Source organism: Streptomyces flavalbus (assembly GCF_042674625.1).
Classification (GTDB): Bacteria; Actinomycetota; Actinomycetes; order Streptomycetales; family Streptomycetaceae; genus Streptomyces; species Streptomyces flavalbus.
On record NZ_JBHTEB010000001.1, the window covers coordinates 6426804 to 6446426 of the forward strand.

General features: G+C 76.2%; 11 protein-coding genes. 3 read left to right on the forward strand and 8 right to left on the reverse strand.

Going from position 1 to position 19623, the window contains the following annotated elements; all coding sequences use genetic code 11:
• Position 1: 1 nt before the first annotated feature.
• Genes ACFQZ6_RS28775 through ACFQZ6_RS28785 form a run of 3 tightly spaced genes read right to left on the reverse strand, consistent with a single transcriptional unit; the run spans position 2 to position 3626 of the window.
• On the reverse strand, positions 2-799 hold the full coding sequence (locus ACFQZ6_RS28775) for a hypothetical protein (RefSeq protein ID WP_381614635.1): 798 nt from the start codon (positions 797-799) through the stop codon (positions 2-4).
• Positions 799-2067, reverse strand: coding sequence for a VWA domain-containing protein (locus ACFQZ6_RS28780; RefSeq protein ID WP_381614638.1), 1269 nt, complete (start codon positions 2065-2067; stop codon positions 799-801). Before ACFQZ6_RS28780 ends, ACFQZ6_RS28775 begins: the two co-directional genes overlap by 1 nt.
• 50 nt (positions 2068-2117) lie before the next feature.
• Positions 2118-3626 (reverse strand): IucA/IucC family protein, encoded by a 1509-nt coding sequence (locus ACFQZ6_RS28785; RefSeq protein WP_381614641.1) that lies wholly within the window; start codon positions 3624-3626, stop codon positions 2118-2120.
• 102 nt (positions 3627-3728) lie between these two features.
• Between ACFQZ6_RS28785 and ACFQZ6_RS28790 the strand changes: the two genes are divergently transcribed.
• Positions 3729-5264 (forward strand): IucA/IucC family protein, encoded by a 1536-nt coding sequence (locus tag ACFQZ6_RS28790; protein WP_381614644.1) that lies wholly within the window; start codon positions 3729-3731, stop codon positions 5262-5264.
• Positions 5265-5274: 10 nt separating this feature from the next.
• Here ACFQZ6_RS28790 and ACFQZ6_RS28795 read toward each other — a convergent pair whose 3' ends face one another.
• From ACFQZ6_RS28795 to ACFQZ6_RS28815, 5 genes are read right to left on the reverse strand one after another with little or no spacing between them, the layout of a single operon-like run.
• On the reverse strand, positions 5275-6516 hold the full coding sequence (locus ACFQZ6_RS28795; protein ID WP_381614647.1) for an extracellular solute-binding protein: 1242 nt from the start codon (positions 6514-6516) through the stop codon (positions 5275-5277).
• Positions 6513-7517 carry a hypothetical protein gene (locus ACFQZ6_RS28800; RefSeq protein ID WP_381614650.1) on the reverse strand — a complete coding sequence of 335 codons (1005 nt, stop codon included), beginning with the start codon at positions 7515-7517 and terminating at the stop codon, positions 6513-6515. Before ACFQZ6_RS28800 ends, ACFQZ6_RS28795 begins: the two co-directional genes overlap by 4 nt.
• The gene (locus tag ACFQZ6_RS28805) at positions 7514-8905 is read right to left on the reverse strand and encodes a hypothetical protein (RefSeq protein ID WP_381614653.1); all 1392 of its coding nucleotides are present in this window, start codon (positions 8903-8905) and stop codon (positions 7514-7516) included. Before ACFQZ6_RS28805 ends, ACFQZ6_RS28800 begins: the two co-directional genes overlap by 4 nt.
• A 54-nt stretch (positions 8906-8959) precedes the next feature.
• A complete protein-coding gene (locus ACFQZ6_RS28810) occupies positions 8960-11278 on the reverse strand; it encodes a tetratricopeptide repeat protein (RefSeq protein WP_381614656.1) in 2319 nt (772 codons plus the stop codon).
• A 28-nt stretch (positions 11279-11306) separates the two neighbouring features.
• Complete coding sequence (locus tag ACFQZ6_RS28815) at positions 11307-12638, reverse strand: S1 family peptidase (protein ID WP_381614659.1); 1332 nt, start codon at positions 12636-12638, stop codon at positions 11307-11309.
• Positions 12639-12680: 42 nt separating this feature from the next.
• Between ACFQZ6_RS28815 and ACFQZ6_RS28820 the strand changes: the two genes are divergently transcribed.
• Positions 12681-13025 carry a trypco2 family protein gene (locus ACFQZ6_RS28820; RefSeq protein WP_381614662.1) on the forward strand — a complete coding sequence of 115 codons (345 nt, stop codon included), beginning with the start codon at positions 12681-12683 and terminating at the stop codon, positions 13023-13025.
• A 199-nt stretch (positions 13026-13224) separates the two neighbouring features.
• Positions 13225-19539 carry an amino acid adenylation domain-containing protein gene (locus ACFQZ6_RS28825; RefSeq protein WP_381614665.1) on the forward strand — a complete coding sequence of 2105 codons (6315 nt, stop codon included), beginning with the start codon at positions 13225-13227 and terminating at the stop codon, positions 19537-19539.
• Positions 19540-19623: the final 84 nt, after the last annotated feature.

Consider the following 19623-nt stretch of genomic DNA (forward strand, 5'->3'; position numbering starts at 1 on the left):
GTCACGCGCCCGGTGGCACCCGCGACGGGCGGCCCGAGCCGCGCGTCAGGCGGTAACCGCCCACCCCGGCGAGCGCCGCCAGCGCGCCGCCCACCGCGGTCCACACCCAGCGGTCCGACCACCAGCCCGACGCCCAGCCGTCGTCCGGGTCGATCGCGGACAGCACCGCCCCGGCGGACTCGTCGTCGTCCCGCGCCGAGGTGACCGCGATGCCCGGCACCAGCGGCTCGCCCAGGGAGCCGTCGACCGCGGCCGAGCCGCCGATGTCCTTGGAGTCGACCTGGAGTTCGGCGCTGACGGGCAGTCCGAGGTCGCCGGTGCCCAGGCCGACCGCCGTGAGGCGGACGTAGTACGTGCCCGGCAGCGGGTCGTTCGCCCACGGCTCCGACCAGGCCCGCACGGTGCGCAGCACGCAGGCCAGTTCGACGGTGGACGCGTCCGCCGCGGCGGTGCGGGTCTGGGCGCCGTACTGGCAGGACTGGCGGCGCCGCAGACCGTCGTACACGTCGACCTGCCAGGTCTGCGCGGCGTGCGTCTCGGGCAGCTTCACCGTGGCCCGCACGGTCGGGCGCTGGCCGGTGTCGGCGGGGAAGGACCAGTACAGGTAGTCGCCCGTCGAGCCGTTCGCCGTGGCGGTCTCGCCCTGGTCGATCTCCGTGGCCGTACGGAAGGAGGTGCCCGCCTCGGTGGGGGCGCCGCCGTCGTCGGACGGGCTCGGGGAGGCGGAGTCGGCGGCGGCCGGACCGGCGGCCAGGCCGAGGGCCAGCAGGGCCGCGCCCAGCAGCTTGGGAACACGCATCAGTTGGTCCTCCAGACCGCGAACCGCCAGCGGGACAGCCAGCCCCACAGCAGACCGGCGACGAAACCGGTCAGGACCAGCGCGCCCAGCAGCCACCAGCCGCGCCCCAGGCCGAAGGAGGCCACGTCGTCGGCGTCGCTCGGGCCGTCCACGACGTCGACGGTCAGCTCGACCGGCAGGCCCGGCGTGGTCTTGACGCCGTCGGCGCCCGAGTAGGAGTGGGTGACCTGGAGGCACACCGCCTCCGCGGCGGGCTTGGCGTCATCGTCGTCGCGCTCCGGCTTGGGGTAGCGCAGGCCCGTCGAGATCACGTCGGTGCGGCCGTCGCCCGCCGCCTCGCCGCGCACGATCTCCCGGCCGTGCGCCGTGACCGCCCGCAGCAGCACGCCGTACGACGGGTTCACCGCCCGGTCGGCGGACACGCTCACCGAGGCGCGCAGCTCCTGGCCGGGCAGCACGTCCACCCGGTACCAGCGCTGCTGCCCGAACTCCGCCCGGTCCGTCCACAGTCCCGACTCCAGCGTCGGCGCCTTCGCGCACGCGTCGGCGCCCTCGGCGGGCTGCGGTACGACGACGGGGTCGGCGGCGCGGTCCACCAACTGGCCGACGCGGTCAGAGAGTTCGTCGGCGTGCTCGACGGAGGTGTAGGTGCCGCCGGTGGCCTCCGCGATACAGCTGAGCTGCTGCCGCATCTTGGTGTTGGGCACCAGGCCCAGGGTGTCGATGGTCAGGCCGATGCCCTTCGCGGCGATCTCCCGGGCCACCTCGCACGGGTCGAGCGGGGCGCAGGTGTCCTCGCCGTCGCTGATGAGCACGATCCGCTTGGAGCCCGTGCCGCCGTCGAGGTCGTCGGCGGCGGCGAGCAGCGCCGGGCCGATCGGGGTCCAGCCGGTCGGCACCAGCGTGGCGACCGCCGTCTTGGCCTCGGTGCGGTCCAGCGGACCGACCGGGTAGAGCTGCGCGGTGTCCTCGCAGCCCTTCTTGCGGTCGTCGCCGGGGTAGTCGGCGCCCAGGGTGCGGATGCCGAGCTGCACCTCCTCCGGCGTGGCGTCCAGCACCTCGTTGAACGCCTGCTTCGCCGCCGCCATCCGCGACTGCCCGTCGATGTCCCGCGCCCGCATCGAACCGCTCACGTCCAGGAGCAGGTTGACCTTGGGCGCGGTGGCCGTGGTCTCGTCGGCGAGCGCCGTGGACGGGAGCGCGAGCCCGGCCGTCAGCGCGGCGAACAGGACACACGCCCCGGACGCCAGCCGTTTTCTTGTGATCATCGCCGGATCCTATTGACCGGGGGTGTCCGGCATCAAAACGGGGGTGCGGGTCAGGCGAGCGGGTTGGGCAGGGTCGTCCACTGGTCCCCGGGGACGCCGGGGGAGAGCCGCATCAGCGTCAACGCCTTGGTCGGCAGCGGTTCCTGGCGCAGCGCGGCCAGGTCAGGGCCCGGCGGCAGGTCCGGTACGGCGCTCTCCAGGGCGGTGCGCAGCGCCGTACCGCTGCCCGCCGTACCGGCCAGGGCGCCCGCGACCAGCGAGCCGAACAGCTTGCGGCGCAGCGCGGTGACGTCGTCGGTGCGGACGCGGGCGGGGAGGCCGTCGGCGTCGAGTCCGTGCCGGGCCAGCCGGGCGGGGCTGACGCGGATGTCGGCGAGGTCGCGGTAGACCAGCCGCAGCGGCGCGCCGGACGGGCCGAGGACGACCAGCAGGTTCTGCCCGTGCGCCTCCAGTGCCACCCCCAGCTCCAGCAGCCGCAGCCCGGCCGTGAGGGCGAGCCGCGCGAACTCCGCCAGCCAGCCGGGGGAGTCCGGCAGTCCGGTGGTCGGCAGGGCGGCCACCGGGACGACGTGCTCACCGGGACGCGCGTACGCCCGCGGCGACTCCCGCAGGACGGCGGCCAGGTCCCGGGTGCCGTCCGTGGCCGCGCCCAGGGTGCGGGTGACGTGCAGCAGGCCGTCGGCGCGCTCCGCGACCCGCTGCCCGAACTCCGACAGGGCGACGGCGCCGGTGACCGACGGCACCGAGATGTCCCGCACCGACGACGTCAGGCGGGCGCTCAGCGCGGTCTTCACGTGCGGGCCGCCGCCGTCGCCCCCGCACGGGGCGAGGGTGCGCAGGGACATCAGCGGACGCGCGGGCAGCACGCCCGCCAGCGCCCCGTCGCCGGACGGCTTGAGCACGTGCGCCGCCTGCCAGGGGTGGACCGGGACCAGCACCCGCCCGCCGTCCCGCAGTTCCTCGGGCCAGTCGCCCGCCAGCAGGCACGCCTCCGGCCGCACCGGCAGCAGCCCCAGCTCCACCAGCGGCCCGTGCTCCGGCGCGTACGCGAGCTGCTCGGCCACCGAGAAGTCCGGGCGAGCCCGGCAGCCCGGGTGGAACGGGTGCCCGTCGACGACCCGCCGCTCCCACTCCCAGACGCTGTCCGGCCACCGCTCGCCGGGCGGCTCCTGGTTGGCCCTCGACAGGGCCAACGAAGCGGCACTGTGTCCTAGTTCCCGCGCGAACGCCGCCCCGTGCGGCACCCCCAGCGCGGCCATCAGCCGCTCCGGGTCGTCCTGGGGTACGCCGTCCAGGTCGACGGCGGTGACGTACGCGCCGGTCGCGTACGGGTCGGGCACCGGTCCGCGCAGCCGACGCCCGTCCGCGAGCCGCAGCAGGCCCCCGTCCCGCCGCGCCACCCAGGGCAGCGGCTCGTGCGTCAGCGCCCGCCACAGCCGGGTCAGGACGGCGGCGCGGGCGCCGGGCAGCTCGGCCGTGAAGCGCGCCACGAGGGCGGGCCGCACGACGGCCAGCTCCTCGGCCACCTCGGCCTCGGCGGCGGTGGGGGGACGGTGCACGGCGGGCTCCTCGGCTGGCGGTGGCACGAACACGGTGGTCACGGCGGCGGACGACGGCAGTGATACTGATCCTCTCCCGCCGATACGGACCGCAGGGAACGAGTGGAACGCGTGGACCTCATGCCCCCGACCGCCGCCGACGACGCCGTGCCACACGATGATGCCGTGGCTCACGGTGCGGACCTCGCCGACGCCTACGCCGCCGCCCCCCTGCTGAACTGCCTGCTGCGCGAGGTGGCCCAGCCGCTCCCGGGGTACGGGGCGCGCCCCGTGTACCGGCTGCCCGGCGGACGGCTGCTGCGGGTGCGCGGCACCCGGCGGCCCAGCGCGCCCGAGGTGCACGCGGAGGGGCGCTGGCACCGCCTCGGACACCACGAGCTGGTCACGCTCGTCGCGGAGGAACTCGCCCTGCGCACCGGCCTGTCCAACCCGGAACTGCCCGCCGAGATGCTGGACAGCCGGGACGCCGTCGCCGCGCTGCTCGCCGCCCGGCGCCGGGCGACGGCGCCCGAGGACCCGTACCTGCGCTCCGAGCAGGCGCTGCTCACCGGGCACCCGCACCACCCCGCCCCCAAGGCGCGCGGCGGCGGCCCGTCCGGGGCGTGGCTGCCGTACGCGCCCGAGGCGCACGCCCGTTTCCCGCTCGTGCTGCTGGGGTTGCGCGCCGACACGGTCGTGGAGGAGGGCGACACCTCCGCCCTGGACGCCCTCGCGCCCGCCCCGCCCGGCTACCGGCTGCTGCCCGCCCACCCCTGGCAGCTCGCCCTCACCGCGCCCACCCTCGCGCCCGCCTTCGCCGACGGACGTCTGATCCGGCTCGGCGGCACCGGCTTCGACACCTGGCCGACGGCCGCGGTCCGCACGGTGTACGCGCCCCCGGCCGACCTGTTCCTGAAGTTCAGCCTGGACGTGCGCATCACCAACGACGTACGGCGGCTGTGGCGGCACGACCTGGAGAGGCTGCGCCGCACGGACGCGGCGGCGGTGGCGGCGCTCGCGGCGGGCCCGGCGGCCTGGCTGGCCGACCGCGGCTACCGCACCGCGCGCTTCGCGTTCGAGGAACTCGCCGTCCTCGTCCGCGACGGGGTGCGCGGCCACGTTCCGCCCGGCGCGACGCCGCTGCTGGCCGCCGGGCTCGTGGAGGGCTTCGCGGGCAGCCCGCTGGACGGCCTCGGGGACCCGGCGCCCTGGTGGGCGGCGTACCTCGCGCAGGTCGTGCCGCCCGCGCTGCGGGCCTTCGCCGACCACGGCGTCGTACTGGAGGCGCACCTGCAGAACACGCTGGTCGCCGTCGACGCCACCGGCACCCCGGTACGGGCCCTGTACCGGGACGCCGAGGGCGTGAAGCTCCTCCCCGAGACGGGCCGGGCCGCCGGGTGGGAGCGGCTGGTGTACTGCCTGGTCGTCAACCACCTCATGGAGGTCGCCGGAGCCCTCACCGAACGGCACCCCGCCTTCGACCCCTGGCCCGCCGCGCGCCGCGAACTGGCCCGGCACGGCGTCCCCGAGGCCACCGCCCTGCTCACCGCGCCGACCCTGCCCGCCAAGACCAACCTGCTGCTGCGCTGGACCGGCGCGGACGGCGCCGCCGCCCGCTACCTGCCGCTGCCCAACCCGCTGGCCGGGGCCGGGCGGTGACCGCGCGAGGTCACGGCGGCCCGCTGCACACCCGTTCCAGCCCCGCCCGCGTCGGCGGCTGGGCGTCCTGCACCCGCTGGAGGTCCCTCAGCAGGCTCCGGATGCCGAGGTCCGTGCCCGCCGCGGCCCGCGCCATCGTCAGCAGCGTCGCCTCGTAGAACGCGTCCCGCAGGGCGGGCGCCATGACGTCGGAGGCGTCGAGGCAGCGGACGCCTGGCCCGGTGAGCCCCTCGCTGATCTGCTTGCCGGTGTCTTTGGCCTTCCGCGGCACCCCGCGGTTGGCCGAGAACACGTTGGGGAACGTCGCCCACGCGCGCTGGCCCTCCCGGGAGGCCAGCTTCCCGATCAGCTCCTTCGCCTGCGGACGGTCGCTGAACAGGGCCGCGAAGTCGCCGGTGACCTCGTGGGCGCGCTGCGGGTAGGGGCCGCCGGGCAGCAGCTTCGCGGAGTCGACGAGGCCCGCGTGCCGGTCCCCGTAGAAGGCGCGGGCGAAGGAGCCCTGGTGCTCCAGGGTGCAGCCGCGGTCGTTCGCGAAGAGCAGGCCGTTGCGGTCCGGGTTGCCGCGGTGGTCGGCCAGCAGCGCCTCCCCGGCCGTCGTCGGGTTCCGCTGGAGCAGGCGGCCCCACGCCTCCCAGGCGGTGCGCACCGGCTTGGCGGTCCACCGCTCGCGGCCCAGCGCCCAGTCGCCGTAGGTGTCCGGGCCCTCCCGTTGCAGCACCAGGTCCTCGATCCAGTCGCTGCCGGGCCAGCCGGAGGCGCCGTCGTCGCCCATGCCCATGCACCAGCTCTCCATCGGGGCGGGCGCGGGGGTCGGCTCGTTGCCGTGCCGGTACCAGACGATGCTCTTCAGGTCGGCCTTCACCGGCACCCAGTACACGGCCCCGGAGGCGTGGCCCGCGGAGCTCCACGGGGCGCCGTACTCGGACGCGTCGTAGAGGCCGTTGAGCGGCCTCAGCCGGTCCTGGTCGGCGTACTCGGCGAGTTCGCCGACGCCCGGCATGATCGCGATGTCCGGCGGGTCGCCCGACTGCACCTGGGAGAGCAGCACCTCCCGCTGGGCGGCGGTGCCCTGGTAGTCGAAGGGGACGCCGAGCCCGCGCAGCACCTCCTCGAACTGCCGCTCCTGGGTGTCCGTCCAGGGGCCGAGGATGGTCACCGGCTCCGGCTCGTCCCGCTGCGCCCACAGCGTGACCACGCTGCCGGTCACCACCAGCACGACGAGCAGCACCAGCAGTCTGAACCTCCGGGTCACCGCCGCCTCCAGTAGACGTCGAGTCGCAGACCGATCCCCACCACGGGCAGGAACACCACCAGCAGGCCGCCGACCAGGGAACCCTGGTACACCCGCTCGGTCCAGGCGTCGCCCGCCAGCTCCCGCCGCACCCGCTCGGACAGCTCGGTGACGTCCTCCTGGCGCTCGGCCAGCGCCTTGCCACCCGCCGACTGCCGGGAGTGCGCGGTGATCCGCCCCAGGTCGGCGCGTACGGCGTCCAGGTCGTCCTGCGCCGAGGACGCCGCCAGCGGCGGCACCACCGCGCACAGCACCGTCAGCGCGAGGGCGGCCAGCAGCGACGGGTCCCAGTCCCGGCCGCAGCGGTCGCGCAGCACGAACAGCGCCGACAGCAGGGTGAGCGCCAGCACCGCGAGGGCGGCCTCGGTGAGCCACCAGCCGCCGCGCTGCACCCAGCCCATGGTCGCGGTGGCCGAGGCGCGGGCCGTCTGCTCCCGCTGCAACTGGTCGAGCCGGGGCACGAGTCCCACGTGCGGGCGGTTCAGCAGGGAGCGCGCCTCCGCCAGCTTCTGCTCCCGCATGTACTCCTGGTCCTGGTAGACCGTCATCGCGCTGGCCAGTGAGGTGCCGTAGGAGTCCAGCAGACCGTTGACGGTGCCGAGGTCCTGGTCGGTGCTGTCACCGATCCCGGACAGCACCTGGTCGGCGGCGGAGAGCTGGACGCGGTAGGTCTCCCCCGACCCCGCCACCTTCACCAGCCGCCGGTCGATCAGGTCCGTCACCTCCCACTCGGCGCGCAGCACCGCCAGCCGGGTCGCCGCGAGTCCCTGCACGGCGGGCGCCTCCCGGGTGGCGAGGGTCCGCGCGGACTGCTGGGTCTGGCGGTAGGACAGCAGCAGCGCGCTCACCGCGACGGCTGCGCACACCACGAGCACCAGCAGGTGCGCCTCAAGGAGCCGCCGGGTACGGAACCGGCCGAGGCGGGCGCGCCAGAAGGCGGCGGGGGAGGACGGGCGGGTCACAGCAGCTCCTCCCCACAGGCGACGCAGTACCGGGCCTCGCTCCCGGCCAGGGTGCCGCAGTGGCGGCAGCGCGGGCCGGGCGGACGGTCGGCGAGGTCGGTGAGGGGCCCGCCGGGACGGGACCCGGCGCGCAGGATCATCCCCCCGAGGGTGTGCGCGTCGACGGTGGACCGCACCCGCACCCGCCCCGACGCCGCGTCCTCGACGTCGGCCACGGTGCCGATCTCGCGCAGCACCCACGCGGCGCCGTACCGCGTCGCCAGCCGGGCCGCCTGCCCCAGCAGCTCCTCCGCCTGGTCCTTGCGCTGCTCCCGCAGGGCGTGCAGGCCCTTGCGCAGCGCGGCCCGCATCGCGGTGGTGGCGTTCATGGAACGCACACTGGAGCCGCCCGCCAGCCCGGGCGGCGGCGGCTCCGCGCGCCGGTGCCAGCGCGCGGTGACGGGGGCGTGCGCCTCCCCGACGGAGACCATGGCGAACAGCAGGTCGGTGTCGAGGGGGTCGCCGTCCGCGTCCGCGACGAGGGTGAGCAGGTAGTCGTAGCCGCCGGGCTCCCACTGGTAGGCGGGGAAGTGCCAGCGGTGCGGCCGACCGGGCTGCGGCAGCCCGCCGAGCCGGTGCGGCCGGGGCGCCTTCTCCGCCAGGGAGACCTGGCGGACGGCGGGCCGCGCGGTCACCTCCACGGGCAGCCGCGGCGTGTGCACCCGGCGCAGCCGCGCCACGGCACCCGTGATCGCCGAGGCGAGGCCGCTCTCCACGGACTCGGCGGTGCCGTGCAGCCGTTCGGCGAGGGCCAGCAGCGGATCGGGCGCGAAGTCGCTGCCCACGGCGAACACGTCGCAGGTGAACTGCCCGGCGCACACGTCCAGTTCCGCCGCGAGACCGGACCCGTCCGCCGCGCTGCTGCCGTCGGTGATCAGCACCAGGTGCCGTACGGACAGCGGGCGGGCGGCGAGCAGGGCGCGGGCGCGGGCCGCCCACACGGCGTACCCGGCGGGCCGCGGCCCGTCCCGGTGCAGCGGTACGGCGCCCGCGGCGAACGCGGCCCGGCGCCGCTCGCGGGCGTCGGCCACCGCCCACTCCCGGTCCCCGAGCGGGTAGCAGCGCTCCGGTTCCGGGCCGCCGCCGAGCACGGTGAAGGAGATGTCGTCGGGCAGGGCGCGCAGCGCGGCGGGCAGCGCGTGCCGCACGGCCTCCCGGCGCGGCTCGGCGACGTCCACCGCGATGACCACGGCGAGTTCCACGGCCGGGAGTTCGGCGGCGGCCCCGGTCGCGGTCACCTCGACGCGCAGGTGCGCCTCGATGGTGGCGTTGCGGCGCGGGGCCAGGTCCCGGTCGAGGTCCACGTGCAACTGGATGCCGAGGTGCGGCTGCCGGACGGGGCTGTTCATGTCGGTACGTCACCACTCCTTCTGCCGTGCGTCTGTGTCGTCGTCGCGGGGCGCTCAGAACGCCGTCTGCGGCCGTACCGCGTGGGAGAGGTCCACCAGGTGCTCGTGCGCGGCGGCCGACTCCTTGTGGTGGGCGGCGAGCAGCAGGTACTGCTGCTCCATCTGCGCGCGCACCTCGTGCTCCCGCGGGCTGAGCCGCCGCAGCCGCCGGGCACCGAACCGGGCGGCGCCCCTGCCGGGCGGGCCGGGCGGGCCGGGGCGGTCGGCGCGGTGGTGCAGGGCGTCCAGCTTCCACTCGTGCAGTTCGATGCTCAGCCGCAGCGCCTCGTCCGCGGACAGGCTCAGCTCCCCGACGCCCGGGTCGCGGCCCTTGAGCCGGTGCAGCTCCGCCAGCGCCGCGTCGGCCTCGGCGGGCGCGGGCAGCGGGTCGCGGACGCCGGACAGCCGGGCGGCGCGGATGCGCAGGGCGGCGATCCGGGCGACGGCGTGGTCCAGGGAGCCCGGTCGGATCCGGCCGAGCACGTCGAGGGCGGCGGCCCGGTCACCGTCGCGCAGCGCCAGCCGGGCCAGGCCCAGGGCGGCGCCGCCGTGTGCGGGGTTGCGGGCGGACACGGCCTCGTACAGCTCCTTCGCGGTGGGCGCGGCGGCGTCGTCGCCGAGCAGTTCCCCGCAGTAGGCGAGCGCCAGCTTGGGCGCGTACTCGCCGGGCAGGTCGAGCCGGACGCGGGTGAAGTGCGCCTTGGCGGCGGCGATCTGGCGCGGGTCGCCGTCGAGGTCGGCGCGGCGCAGCGCGACCAGGGCGCGGTGCCACTGCAGCCGCCACTGCCGCACCGCCCGCGGGCCCGGGATGGAGTCGGCGGTGTCCAGCTCCTCCTGGGCGCGCTCCAGGTCCTCCCGCCGGTCCCGGCCCAGCAGGACGCGCACGTTGTGCAGGCAGATCTCCACCGACGTCGGCCGCTCCCCGTCCTGCGCGAGCAACCGGTCGGGGTCGTAGCCGCCGCTCACCTCGAACCGGGCGGTCTGCGGGTCGTCCGGGTAGCGCCTGGGCACCGGCAGACAGCGGGCGATCTCCGTCGGGGTGGGCGCGCCCAGGTCGAGCGGCGGCGCCTCGGGCGGGTCGTAGCGGTGCCGCAGCGGACGGTCGAGCCAGTGCGCGATGCCCGGTACGGTGCCCAGGCGGGCGCCGAGCAGCCGCGGCGACGGCCGGAAGTAGTGCGACGGCTCGGGCGGGTCGCTCTTGCCGCGCAGGGCGCGGATCTCCCGCAGGGCGCCCCGCAACTGCCCCGCCATGTCGCGGGCGTTGGCGAACCGCAGGTCGGGGTCGGCGCGGGTGGCGCGTTCCACGACCCACCAGAACGACGCGGCGCCGAGTCCGGGTACCTCGTCGACCGCCCAGACGGCCAGCTCGCGCAGGGTCACCCCGACGGTGTGCAGGTCGTGCGCGACGGTCGGCAGCCCGGCGGTCTCCGTCTCCGGCGCCATGTACGGCGGCGTCACATGGGCGGGCGGCTCGCTCTGCCCCTCCTCGCGCATCCCGCCGAGGTCGATGACCTTGACGCCGTCGCGGTGGTGCACGACGTTCGACGGCTTCATGTCGCCGTACAGGAAGACCCGTTCGCCGCCCGCGTGCAGATGTCCGAGCGCCTCCAGGATCTGGCAGCCGTACGCCGCGACGTGCTCGATGTCGAGGACGGACTCGCCGCGCCTGACCTCCTCGACGACCTTCTCCAGCGTGCCGTCGCCCACGTCGTCCATGACGAGGTAGCCGCCGGTGACCTGCCCGTCCTCCCCGCGCCTGGCGACGAAGTCGCGGATCTGCACGATCCGCGGGTGCCGGATGGCGACGAGGTTGCGCCGCTCGACGTCGGCGAGCCGGGCGCCGTCCCGCTCGTACCGGTTGAGCAGCCCCTTCACGGCGACGACGTCCCCGAGGTGGGTGTCCTCCGCGAGGTACACCCAGCCCTGCCCGCCGTGCGCGATCGGCCCCATGATCCGGTACTGGTCGCCGAGCACGTCGCCCGCCGCGAGGTCTGGCCGGTACGAGTACGGCTCCCCGCACGCCGGGCAGTACCCCTGGACCGGCACCGGCCCCGCGGTGTACGGCGGCGCGAAGGTGATCCCGCACTCCGGCGACGAGCAGCCCATGCGGATGCGCAGCGGCGCCCCCGGCCTGATCAGCCGCGCCCGCGGGGGCCGCGGTTCACGGCCGGGCAGCGTCAGCAGCTCCCGCGGGCCGAGGTCGCGGGGGGCGGTGGGCAGGCCGGGCAGCCCGGGGTCCTTCTCGTGGCGGCCACACTCGGCACAGTGTCCGGTGGGCAGCACGGGCCCGCCGCAGGGGGCTCCGCTGAAGCGCCGGTGCGGGCAGGTGGTCATGGGTGGCAGCGGCCTCCTCAGGCGGTGGTCAGGTCCGGTCGTGCGGCCGTAGCTCGGCCCGCAGGGCGGTGATCAGCTCCCGCAGCCGGGTCAGTTGCCGCCCCGGGTCGGTGAGCGTGTCGAGGGCGCGGCGCTCGGCGCGGTAGCGGTCGGCCGACTCGGTCACGGTGTCCAGGGAGCCGCTGCCGACGACGCCGAGCCGGACGGCGCGGCTGAACTCGGCGCGCTCCAGCCGGGCGAGCAGCGCGTCCGCGTGACCGAGCAGGGCGGGCCGCAGCAGCGCGTCACGGGCGGCGGTCCAGCCGGTGCCGCCCTCGTGCCGGAAGACGAGCAGCAGCCGTACCCCGCACTCCCGCAGTCGCGCCAGCAGGTCGACCAGCGGACCGGGCTCCGGCTCGTCGTCGAAGCCGTCGACGACGACGGTGGCGGGACGCCGCCCCGGCGCCACGACGGGCACCCGCACAGGCCGCCGCCGGGCACCGAGCAGCCAGTCCCAGTACGTCAGGTACTGGCCGGGCGGGAAGTCGATGTGCTCCAGCGCGTGGTCGGCGAGGTCGGGCCTGCTGGAACGGCCCCCGTGGTACACCTCGTCGGCGCGGTGCAGCAGATGGCGCAGCGAGCGCTCCTTGCCGCTGCCGGGCGGCACGACGGTGATCTTCACCGGGTCGTCGTCGGCGGGCTCGTCGAACCACCGGTTGAGCCGCGCCTCGAACCGGTGGTCCCAGGCGTAAGGGCTGCTCAACTCCTTGACGGTGGGCGACAGCTCGGCGATCCGGTCCACGGGGATGAGGTACGAGAAGGCCAGCCGGTTGGTCTCCGGGAGCAGTTCGCCCATGTCGCCGCGCCAGCTCACGACGAGCCCGACGACCCGCGCGGGACGCCCCTCGAAGGGCCGGGTGCACACGGCGGCCCCGCTGAACCCCGCCCGCACCACCTCCGCCTTGGTGGCGGCGTCGAGCTGCACCCGCTCCCCGCTGGCCCCGCTGATCCGCCCCCACAGGGTCATGCCGTCGTCGAAGCCCTCGGCGTACCCGGTGGCGAACACCTCCATGCCGCTCAGCAGCCGGGGCTCCAGCGGCGCGGGCCGGGCCCGCGGGCGCGGACTGTCCAGCCGCAGCACGGCGACGTCCTCACCACCCGCGCCCTCCGGCAGCCAGCCCCCGGGCGCGACCCGCGCGGCCACCGGCTCCAGGGCGCGGTTCTCCGCGAACTCCACCCACATCACGGCGTCCGGGCGGCGGACGACGTGCGCACACGTCAACACCGTGTCCTGGTCGACCAGCACCCCGGCGCCGCAGAGCGGGCCGTTCGCGTCGCCCCGCCGTAACCTCAGCCTCCAGTCAGCGCGCAGCTCCCCCATACGGCATCACCCTACGCGCGTGGCACCGCGCTCCCTAGACTCATGACGAGCCTGGCCCCGACAACCGCCTACGACGAGGAGCTGCCCGTGGACGACCCGGAACCCGTCGGCCTCGCCGAGGCCATCGGCACGGTCCGCGCGGAGCTGGCGCGCGCCCAGGCCGAGGGCGCCGCGAGCGACTGGCGGTTCAGCGTGGAGCAGGTCAGCCTGGAGTTCTCCGTCCAGTTCCACCGCGCGGGCGAGGGCGGCGCGGGCCTGCGCCTGGGCGTCGTCGAGGCCCGCCTCGGCGGCTCGGTGAGCCACGACGCCACGCACCGCATCCAGGTCGACCTGAAGCCGCTGCCGCGCGCGGACGGGCGCGAGCACCAGGTGAGCCGCGAGCCCTGAGCCGGGCGCGGTGAGCCGCGAGCCCTGAGGCGGGAGCCCCGAGGTAGGAGCCGTGCGGCGGGCGTGGTCCGGTCCCGTGCCCCGACCGCGGCTGGCCCCGCCAGGCAACCCGCTCTGCGCGCGGTGCTGCGTCTTCTTCCCTATGGGCCCCGTGGCCGTCGGCGGCAGTCTGCTGCGAAACACGGCTTGGAGGCTCACAGTGACATCAGGACCGGCCCCCGAGAGGGCCTTGGACGGCGTCGACACCCGCACCGCATCCTTCGCGCAGCGCCGACTGTGGTTCATGGACCAGCTCGCCGGTTCCGCCAGCGGCTCCATGCTCCCGCTGGTCCTGCGCCTGTGCGGCCCCCTGAACCCGGACCGGCTGCACCGCGCGCTGTCCGCGGTCGTGGACCGGCACGAGGTGCTGCGCACCCGGTTCACCGCCGTGGACGGCGAACCCGTCCCGGTCGTCGACGCCCCCGACGGCATCGCCCTGGAACGCGTCGAGGTGACCGGACCCGAGGACCTCTACGCCCGCTGCCTCGGGCGGCGCGTCGACCTCGCCGAGCGGCACCCGATCCGCGCCGTCCTCGCCCGCGTCTCCCCCGAGGAGCACCTGCTGCTGGTCGAGGTGCACCACATCGCCGTGGACGGCTGGTCATGGGGCCTCCTGCTGGAGGAACTCGCCGCCGGGTACCGCGGCGACCCCGTCGCCCCGCCCGCCGTCGCCTACGGCGACCTCGCCCGCGCCGAACGCGAACGCCTGCGCGGCCCCCGCCTGGAGCGGCTGCTCACCCACTGGCGCGAGCGCCTGTCCGGGCTCTCCCCCCTCGACCTGCCCACCGACCGGCCCCGCCCGCGCACCTGGGACGGCTCCGGGGACGTCGTCCGCTTCGACCTGCCCCGCGAACTCGTCGCCGCCGTCGACACCTTCGCCCGCGCCCGCCGCGCCACCCGCTACATGGTCCTGCTCACCGCCTACCAGGCCCTGCTCGGGCAGTGGGCGGGCCACGACGACATCGCCGTGTGCAGCACCCTCGCCGACCGCGCCCGGCCCGGCGCCGACACCGTCATCGGCCCGCTCGTCAACACCGTCGTGCTGCGCACCGACCTCGGCGGCGCCCCCGACTTCACCACCCTCCTGGACCGGGTGCGCGCCCGCGTCCCGGTGGACCTCGCGCACGCCCAGGCCCCCTTCGACCTGGTCGTCGGCGCCCTCGGCGGCGGCTCCCGCGACCTGTCCCGGCACCCCCTCGCGCAGGCGTCGTTCACCCTCCTCAACGCGCCCATCCAGCCGGTCCGGATGCCCGGCCTCGACGTCACCCTCGTCGAACCGCCGCTCACCGAGACCCCGCTGGACGTCTTCCTCGACCTGACCCTGCGCGCCGACGGCAGCATCGCCGCCCTCCTGCAGTACGCCACCGCCCTGTTCGACGCCGCCACCATGCGCGCCTTCGCCGAGGCGTACGTCGCCCTCGTCCGGGCCGTCCTCGCCGCACCCGGCACCCCGGTACGGGAGCTGGCCCGCGACCTGCCCGCGCGGCCCGGCACGCTCGCCCGGCCCCACCCCGACTGGCACCGCGCCAGCGACCGCCCGGCCACCCCCGCCCCGTACCCGGCGTTCTCCGGCAGCCCCGCCGCCGTCGCCCTGCGGTGCGGCGACGCCAGCGTCACCTACGCCGAACTCGACGCCATGACCGGCGGCCTGGCCGCCCGGCTGCGCGCCGCGGGCGTCGGACCGGGCGACACGGTGGGCGTGCTGGTGCGCCGCGGCCTGTGGTCGGCCGCGGCGATCGAGGGCATCTGGCGGGCGGGCGGCGCCTATGTGCCCCTCGACCCCGAACTCCCCGCCGAGCGGCTGCGGTTCATGGCCCGGGAGGCCGACCTCGGCTGCGTCGTCACCGACCCGGCGACCGCGCCCGACGCCACCGACCTCGCCCCCGTCCTCATCGACGTCACCACCGTCGCCCCGGCCGCCGACGGCCCCCGGCACCGGCCGCACCCGCGCGAACTCGCCCACGTCATCTTCACCTCCGGCTCCACCGGGCGCCCCAAGGCCGTCGGCGTCGAACACGCCGCACTCGCCTCGCACGTCGCCGCCGCCCGCGCCCGCTTCGGCATCACCGCCGCCGACCGCGTCCTCGCCTTCGCGTCGTTCTCCTTCGACGCCTCCCTCGACCAGCTCCTGCCCGCCCTCACCGCGGGCGCCACCGTCGTCATCCGCCCCGACGAGCCCTGGCTGCCCACCCAGGTCCCCGAGATCGTGCGGCGGCACGCCCTGACCGTCGTCAACGTGCCGCCCACCTACTGGGCCGAACTCACGCACTGCCTCGACCGCCGCCTCGCCGCCTCCCTCTCCACCCTGCGACTCCTCGTCCTCGGCGGTGAGGCCGTGCCGCCCGACACGCTCGCCGCCTGGCGCGCCGCCGTCCCGCACGTCCGCGTCTGCAACGCCTACGGGCCCACCGAGACCACCGTCACCGCCACCACCTACGACGCCGACGACCCGCCCGCCCACACCGTGCCCATCGGCCGCCCCCTGGGCGACCGGCGCGTGTACGTCGTCGACGCCGACGGCGCACCCGTCCCGGTCGGCGTCGGCGGTGAACTCCTCATCGGCGGTACCGAGGTGGCCCGCGGCTACCTCAACCGGCCCGCCCTCACCGCCGACCGCTTCGTGCCCGACCCCTACGGCCCGCCCGGCGCCCGCCTCTACCGCACCGGCGACCTCGTGCGCTGGACCCCCGACGGGGACCTGGAGTTCCTCGGCCGCCGCGACGACCAGGTGAAGATCCGCGGCTTCCGCATCGAACTCGGCGAGGTGGAGACCGTCCTGCGGGCCTGCCCGCTCGTCGCGCAGGCCGCCGCCCGCCCCGACCGCGCCACCGGCCGCGCCCTCACCGGCTACGTCGTCCCCGCCCCCGACGCCCCGGCCGTCCCCGACCGGGCCGCGCTGCGCGCCTGGTGCGCCGAGCACCTGCCGCAGTACGCCGTCCCCTCCGACTTCGTCGTCCTGGACGCCCTGCCGGTCGGCGTCTCCGGCAAGCTCGACCGGTCCGCGCTGCCCGACCCCGCGCCCCAGCGGGCCGCCGCCGGGCCCGCCTACGCGGCGCCGCGCGACGAGACCGAGCGGATCGTCGCCGAGGTGTGGGCCGACGTCCTCGGCCTGGAGCGGGTCGGCCTCGACGACAGCTTCTTCGACCTCGGCGGCCACTCCCTGCTCGCCACCATGGCCGTCTCCCGGATCGCCCAGCGCCTGGGCCGCGAGATCGAACTGCGCACCGTGTTCGAGCACCCCACCGTGCGCGGCTTCGCGCCCCGCGTCGCCGCCGCCCGCGCCAGTGGCGCCACCGACGTGGTGCCCGTCGACCGCGACGGGCCGCTGCCGCTGTCGTTCGCCCAGGAACGCCTGTGGTTCCTGGACCGCACCTCCGACCGGGGCGACTCCTACCTGCTGTGGTACTGCTGGCGGGTGCGCGGCGGCCTGGACCGCACCGCCTGGCAGCGGGCCCTCGATGACCTGGTCGCCCGCCACGAGGTGCTGCGCACCGCCCTCACCGAGTCCGACGGACGCCCCGTGCAGGAGGTGTGCGACCCGGTCGGCGTCCCGCTGCACTGGGAGCGCCTCCCCGAGGACGCCGAGGACACAGCGGACCCCGACGGACAGCGCCGCGTCGACGCGCTGCGCCCCCGTGCCGCGGCCTACGCCACCCGCCGCTTCGACCTCGCCCGGCCGCCCCTGCTCCGCTCGGGCGTGTGGGAGCTGGCCGACGACGACCACGTCGTGCTGATCGCCCTGCACCACGCCGTCACCGACGGCTGGTCCAAGCACGTCCTGCTGGACGAACTCGCCCAGCACTACCACGCCCGCGCCCAGGGCCGCCCCGCCGCCCTGCCGCCGCTGCCCGTGCAGTACGCCGACTACGCGGTCTGGCAGCGCGACCGCGTCGACAGCGGCGCCCTGGAACCCCAACTCGCCTACTGGGAGCGCACGCTGGCGGGCGCCCCGGCCCTTGAGCTGCCCACGGACCGGCCCCGGCCCGCCGCGTTCACCGGCCGTGGCGGCGCCGTCGAGGTCGAGCTGCCCCACGACCTCGTCGACCGCGTCGACGCCGTCGCCCGCGAGCACGGCGCCACCCGCTTCATGGTGCTGCTCGCCGCCGCGCAGGCGGTCCTGGCCCGCTGGACCGGACAGCACGACATCTGCGTCGGCACCCCCGTCGCCGGGCGCGGGCGGCTCGAACTGGAGCCCCTGGTCGGCTTCTTCGTCAACACGGTCGTCCTGCGCACCGACCTCAGCGGGCGGCCCTGCCTCGGCACCCTCGTGGACCGGGTCCGCGACGTCGTCCTGGGCGCCTTCGACCACCAGGACGTCCCCTTCGAGAAGGTCGTGGAACGGCTGCGCCCCGAACGCGACCTGTCCCGCAACCCGCTCTTCCAGGTCATGGTCGACGTCCAGGACGGCACCGGCGGACGCGGTCCGCTGCCCGGCCTCGACGCCACCGACCTCACCCTGCCGTGGGGTTCGGCCAAGTTCGACCTGACGGCCACCTTCGTCATCCGGGACGGCGGCTTCGCCCTCAACGTCGAGTACGCCGCCGACCTGTTCGACCCGGCCACCGCCACCCGCTTCGCCGACCACACCGGCCGCCTGCTGCGCACCCTCCTGGACACCCCCGACGTCCGCTACGACGAGGCGCCCCTGCTCTCCGCGGCCGACCGCGCCGACCTGCTCGCCCACGCCGGACGCGCCGTCCCCCCGGCGCCGCGCCTCACCGTCGCGGGGCGGCCCGACGCGACCGCCGTCGTCTGCGAGGACACCGCCCTCAGCTACGCCGACCTCGACGCCCACGGCGGCGGCATCGCCGCCGCGCTCACCGCCGCGGGCACCCGCCCCGGCGACCCGGTCGGGGTGTGCACGGGCCGCGGCGCCGGAGCCGTCGCCGCGATGCTCGCCGTGTGGCGGGCGGGCGGCGTGTACGTCCCCCTCGACCCGCGGCTCCCGACCCGCCGCCTGCGCCACATGACCGAGGAGGCGGGCGTACGGCAGGTGGTGTGCGACGCGGGCACCTCCGACGCCGTCGCCGCCCTCGGCCTGCGCGCCGTGCGCGCGGACGAGGTCCCGCCGCTGCCCGACGGTCCCCGCCACACCCCCGGCCCCGACGACCTCGCCTACGTCATCTTCACCTCCGGCTCCACCGGACTGCCGAAGGCCGTCGGCGTCGAGCACCACGCCCTGGACGCCCATGTCGCCGCCGCCCGCGACACGTTCGCGCTCACCCACCGGGACCGGGTCCTCACCTTCGCCTCCACCTCCTTCGACGCCTCCCTGGAACAGATGCTGCCCGCGCTCAGCGTCGGCGCCAGCGTCGTCGTACGGCCCGACACGATCTGGGCGCCGGAGGAACTCGCCGACCGCGTCGCCGCGACCGGGATCACCGTCATGGAACTGACCCCGTCCTACTGGGTCGAACTCGTGGCGCGCCTGGACGCGCTGGCCCCCCGCCTCGGCACGCTGCGGCTGCTGGTCACCGGGGGAGAGGCGCTGCCCGCCGACCCGCTGGACCGCTGGTTCACGTACCTGCCGGGCGTGCCCGTGGTGAACACCTACGGCCCCACCGAGACCGTCATCTCCGCCACCGCGCAGACGGTCCACGCCCGCCCCGAGGGCCGGGTGCCCATCGGCCGCGCCCTGGGCAGCCGCCGTACCTACGTCGTCGGCCCGCGCGGCGAGCTGACCCCGCACGGCGTCCCCGGCGAACTCCTCATCGGCGGCCCGGAACTGGCCCGCGGCTACCTCGGGCGGCCCGCCCTGACCGCCGAGCGGTTCGTGCCCGACCCGTACGGCGGCCCCGGCGGGCGCCTCTACCGCACCGGCGACATCGTGCGCCGACTGCCGTCCGGCGCGCTGGAGTTCCTCGGCCGCAACGACGACCAGGTCAAGATCCGCGGCTTCCGCGTCGAACCCGGCGAGAGCGAGGCCGTCCTGCGCGCCTGCCCCGGCGTGCACGGCGCCGCCGTCCTCGTCCGCACCCTGCACGGCGAACCCGCCCTGGTCGGCTACGTCGCCGGGCGCGGCGTGTCCGAGGAGTCCCTCGCCGACCACTGCCGGGCCCATCTGCCGCACTACCTGGTGCCCTCGGCGTTCGTCCTGCTCGACGCGCTGCCGCTGACCGTGCAGGGCAAGCTGGACACCGCCGCGCTGCCCGAGCCCGCGGCCCGCGACCCGCACACCCTGGTGCCGCCGCGCACCCCGGCGGAGACGGTCATCGCGCAGATCTGGTGCGAGGTCCTCGACCTGCCCCGGGTCGGCGTCCACGACGACTTCTTCGCCCTGGGCGGCCACTCCCTGCGCGCGGTCTCCGTCGCCTCCCGGCTGCGGACCGCCTTCGACTGCCCCCTCCAGGTCCGCGACCTGTTCGAACACCCCACCGTGGAGCGGCTCGCCGCCGAGGTGGAGCGCCGTCTGCTGGAGCTGATCTCCCAGATGAGCGACGACGAGATCGACCTGTCCCTGACCGCCGACCTCTGACGGCCACGGTCGCCTCCGCGACCCCCTCCGGCGGCCCGCGCCCCGGCGTCCCCGCCCCGCCGTCCCCGCCCCGCCCGCGGACCC

What these genes read in the sequence shown, in the direction of transcription:
- ACFQZ6_RS28780 (WP_381614638.1), bottom strand. Translation starts at nt 2,067, where the DNA reads ATGATCACAAGAAAACGGCTGGCGTCCGGGGCGTGTGTCCTGTTCGCC.
- ACFQZ6_RS28820 (WP_381614662.1), top strand. Translation starts at nt 12,681, where the DNA reads ATGACGAGCCTGGCCCCGACAACCGCCTACGACGAGGAGCTGCCCGTG.
- ACFQZ6_RS28815 (WP_381614659.1), bottom strand. Translation starts at nt 12,638, where the DNA reads ATGGGGGAGCTGCGCGCTGACTGGAGGCTGAGGTTACGGCGGGGCGAC.
- ACFQZ6_RS28810 (WP_381614656.1), bottom strand. Translation starts at nt 11,278, where the DNA reads ATGACCACCTGCCCGCACCGGCGCTTCAGCGGAGCCCCCTGCGGCGGG.
- ACFQZ6_RS28805 (WP_381614653.1), bottom strand. Translation starts at nt 8,905, where the DNA reads ATGAACAGCCCCGTCCGGCAGCCGCACCTCGGCATCCAGTTGCACGTG.
- ACFQZ6_RS28775 (WP_381614635.1), bottom strand. Translation starts at nt 799, where the DNA reads ATGCGTGTTCCCAAGCTGCTGGGCGCGGCCCTGCTGGCCCTCGGCCTG.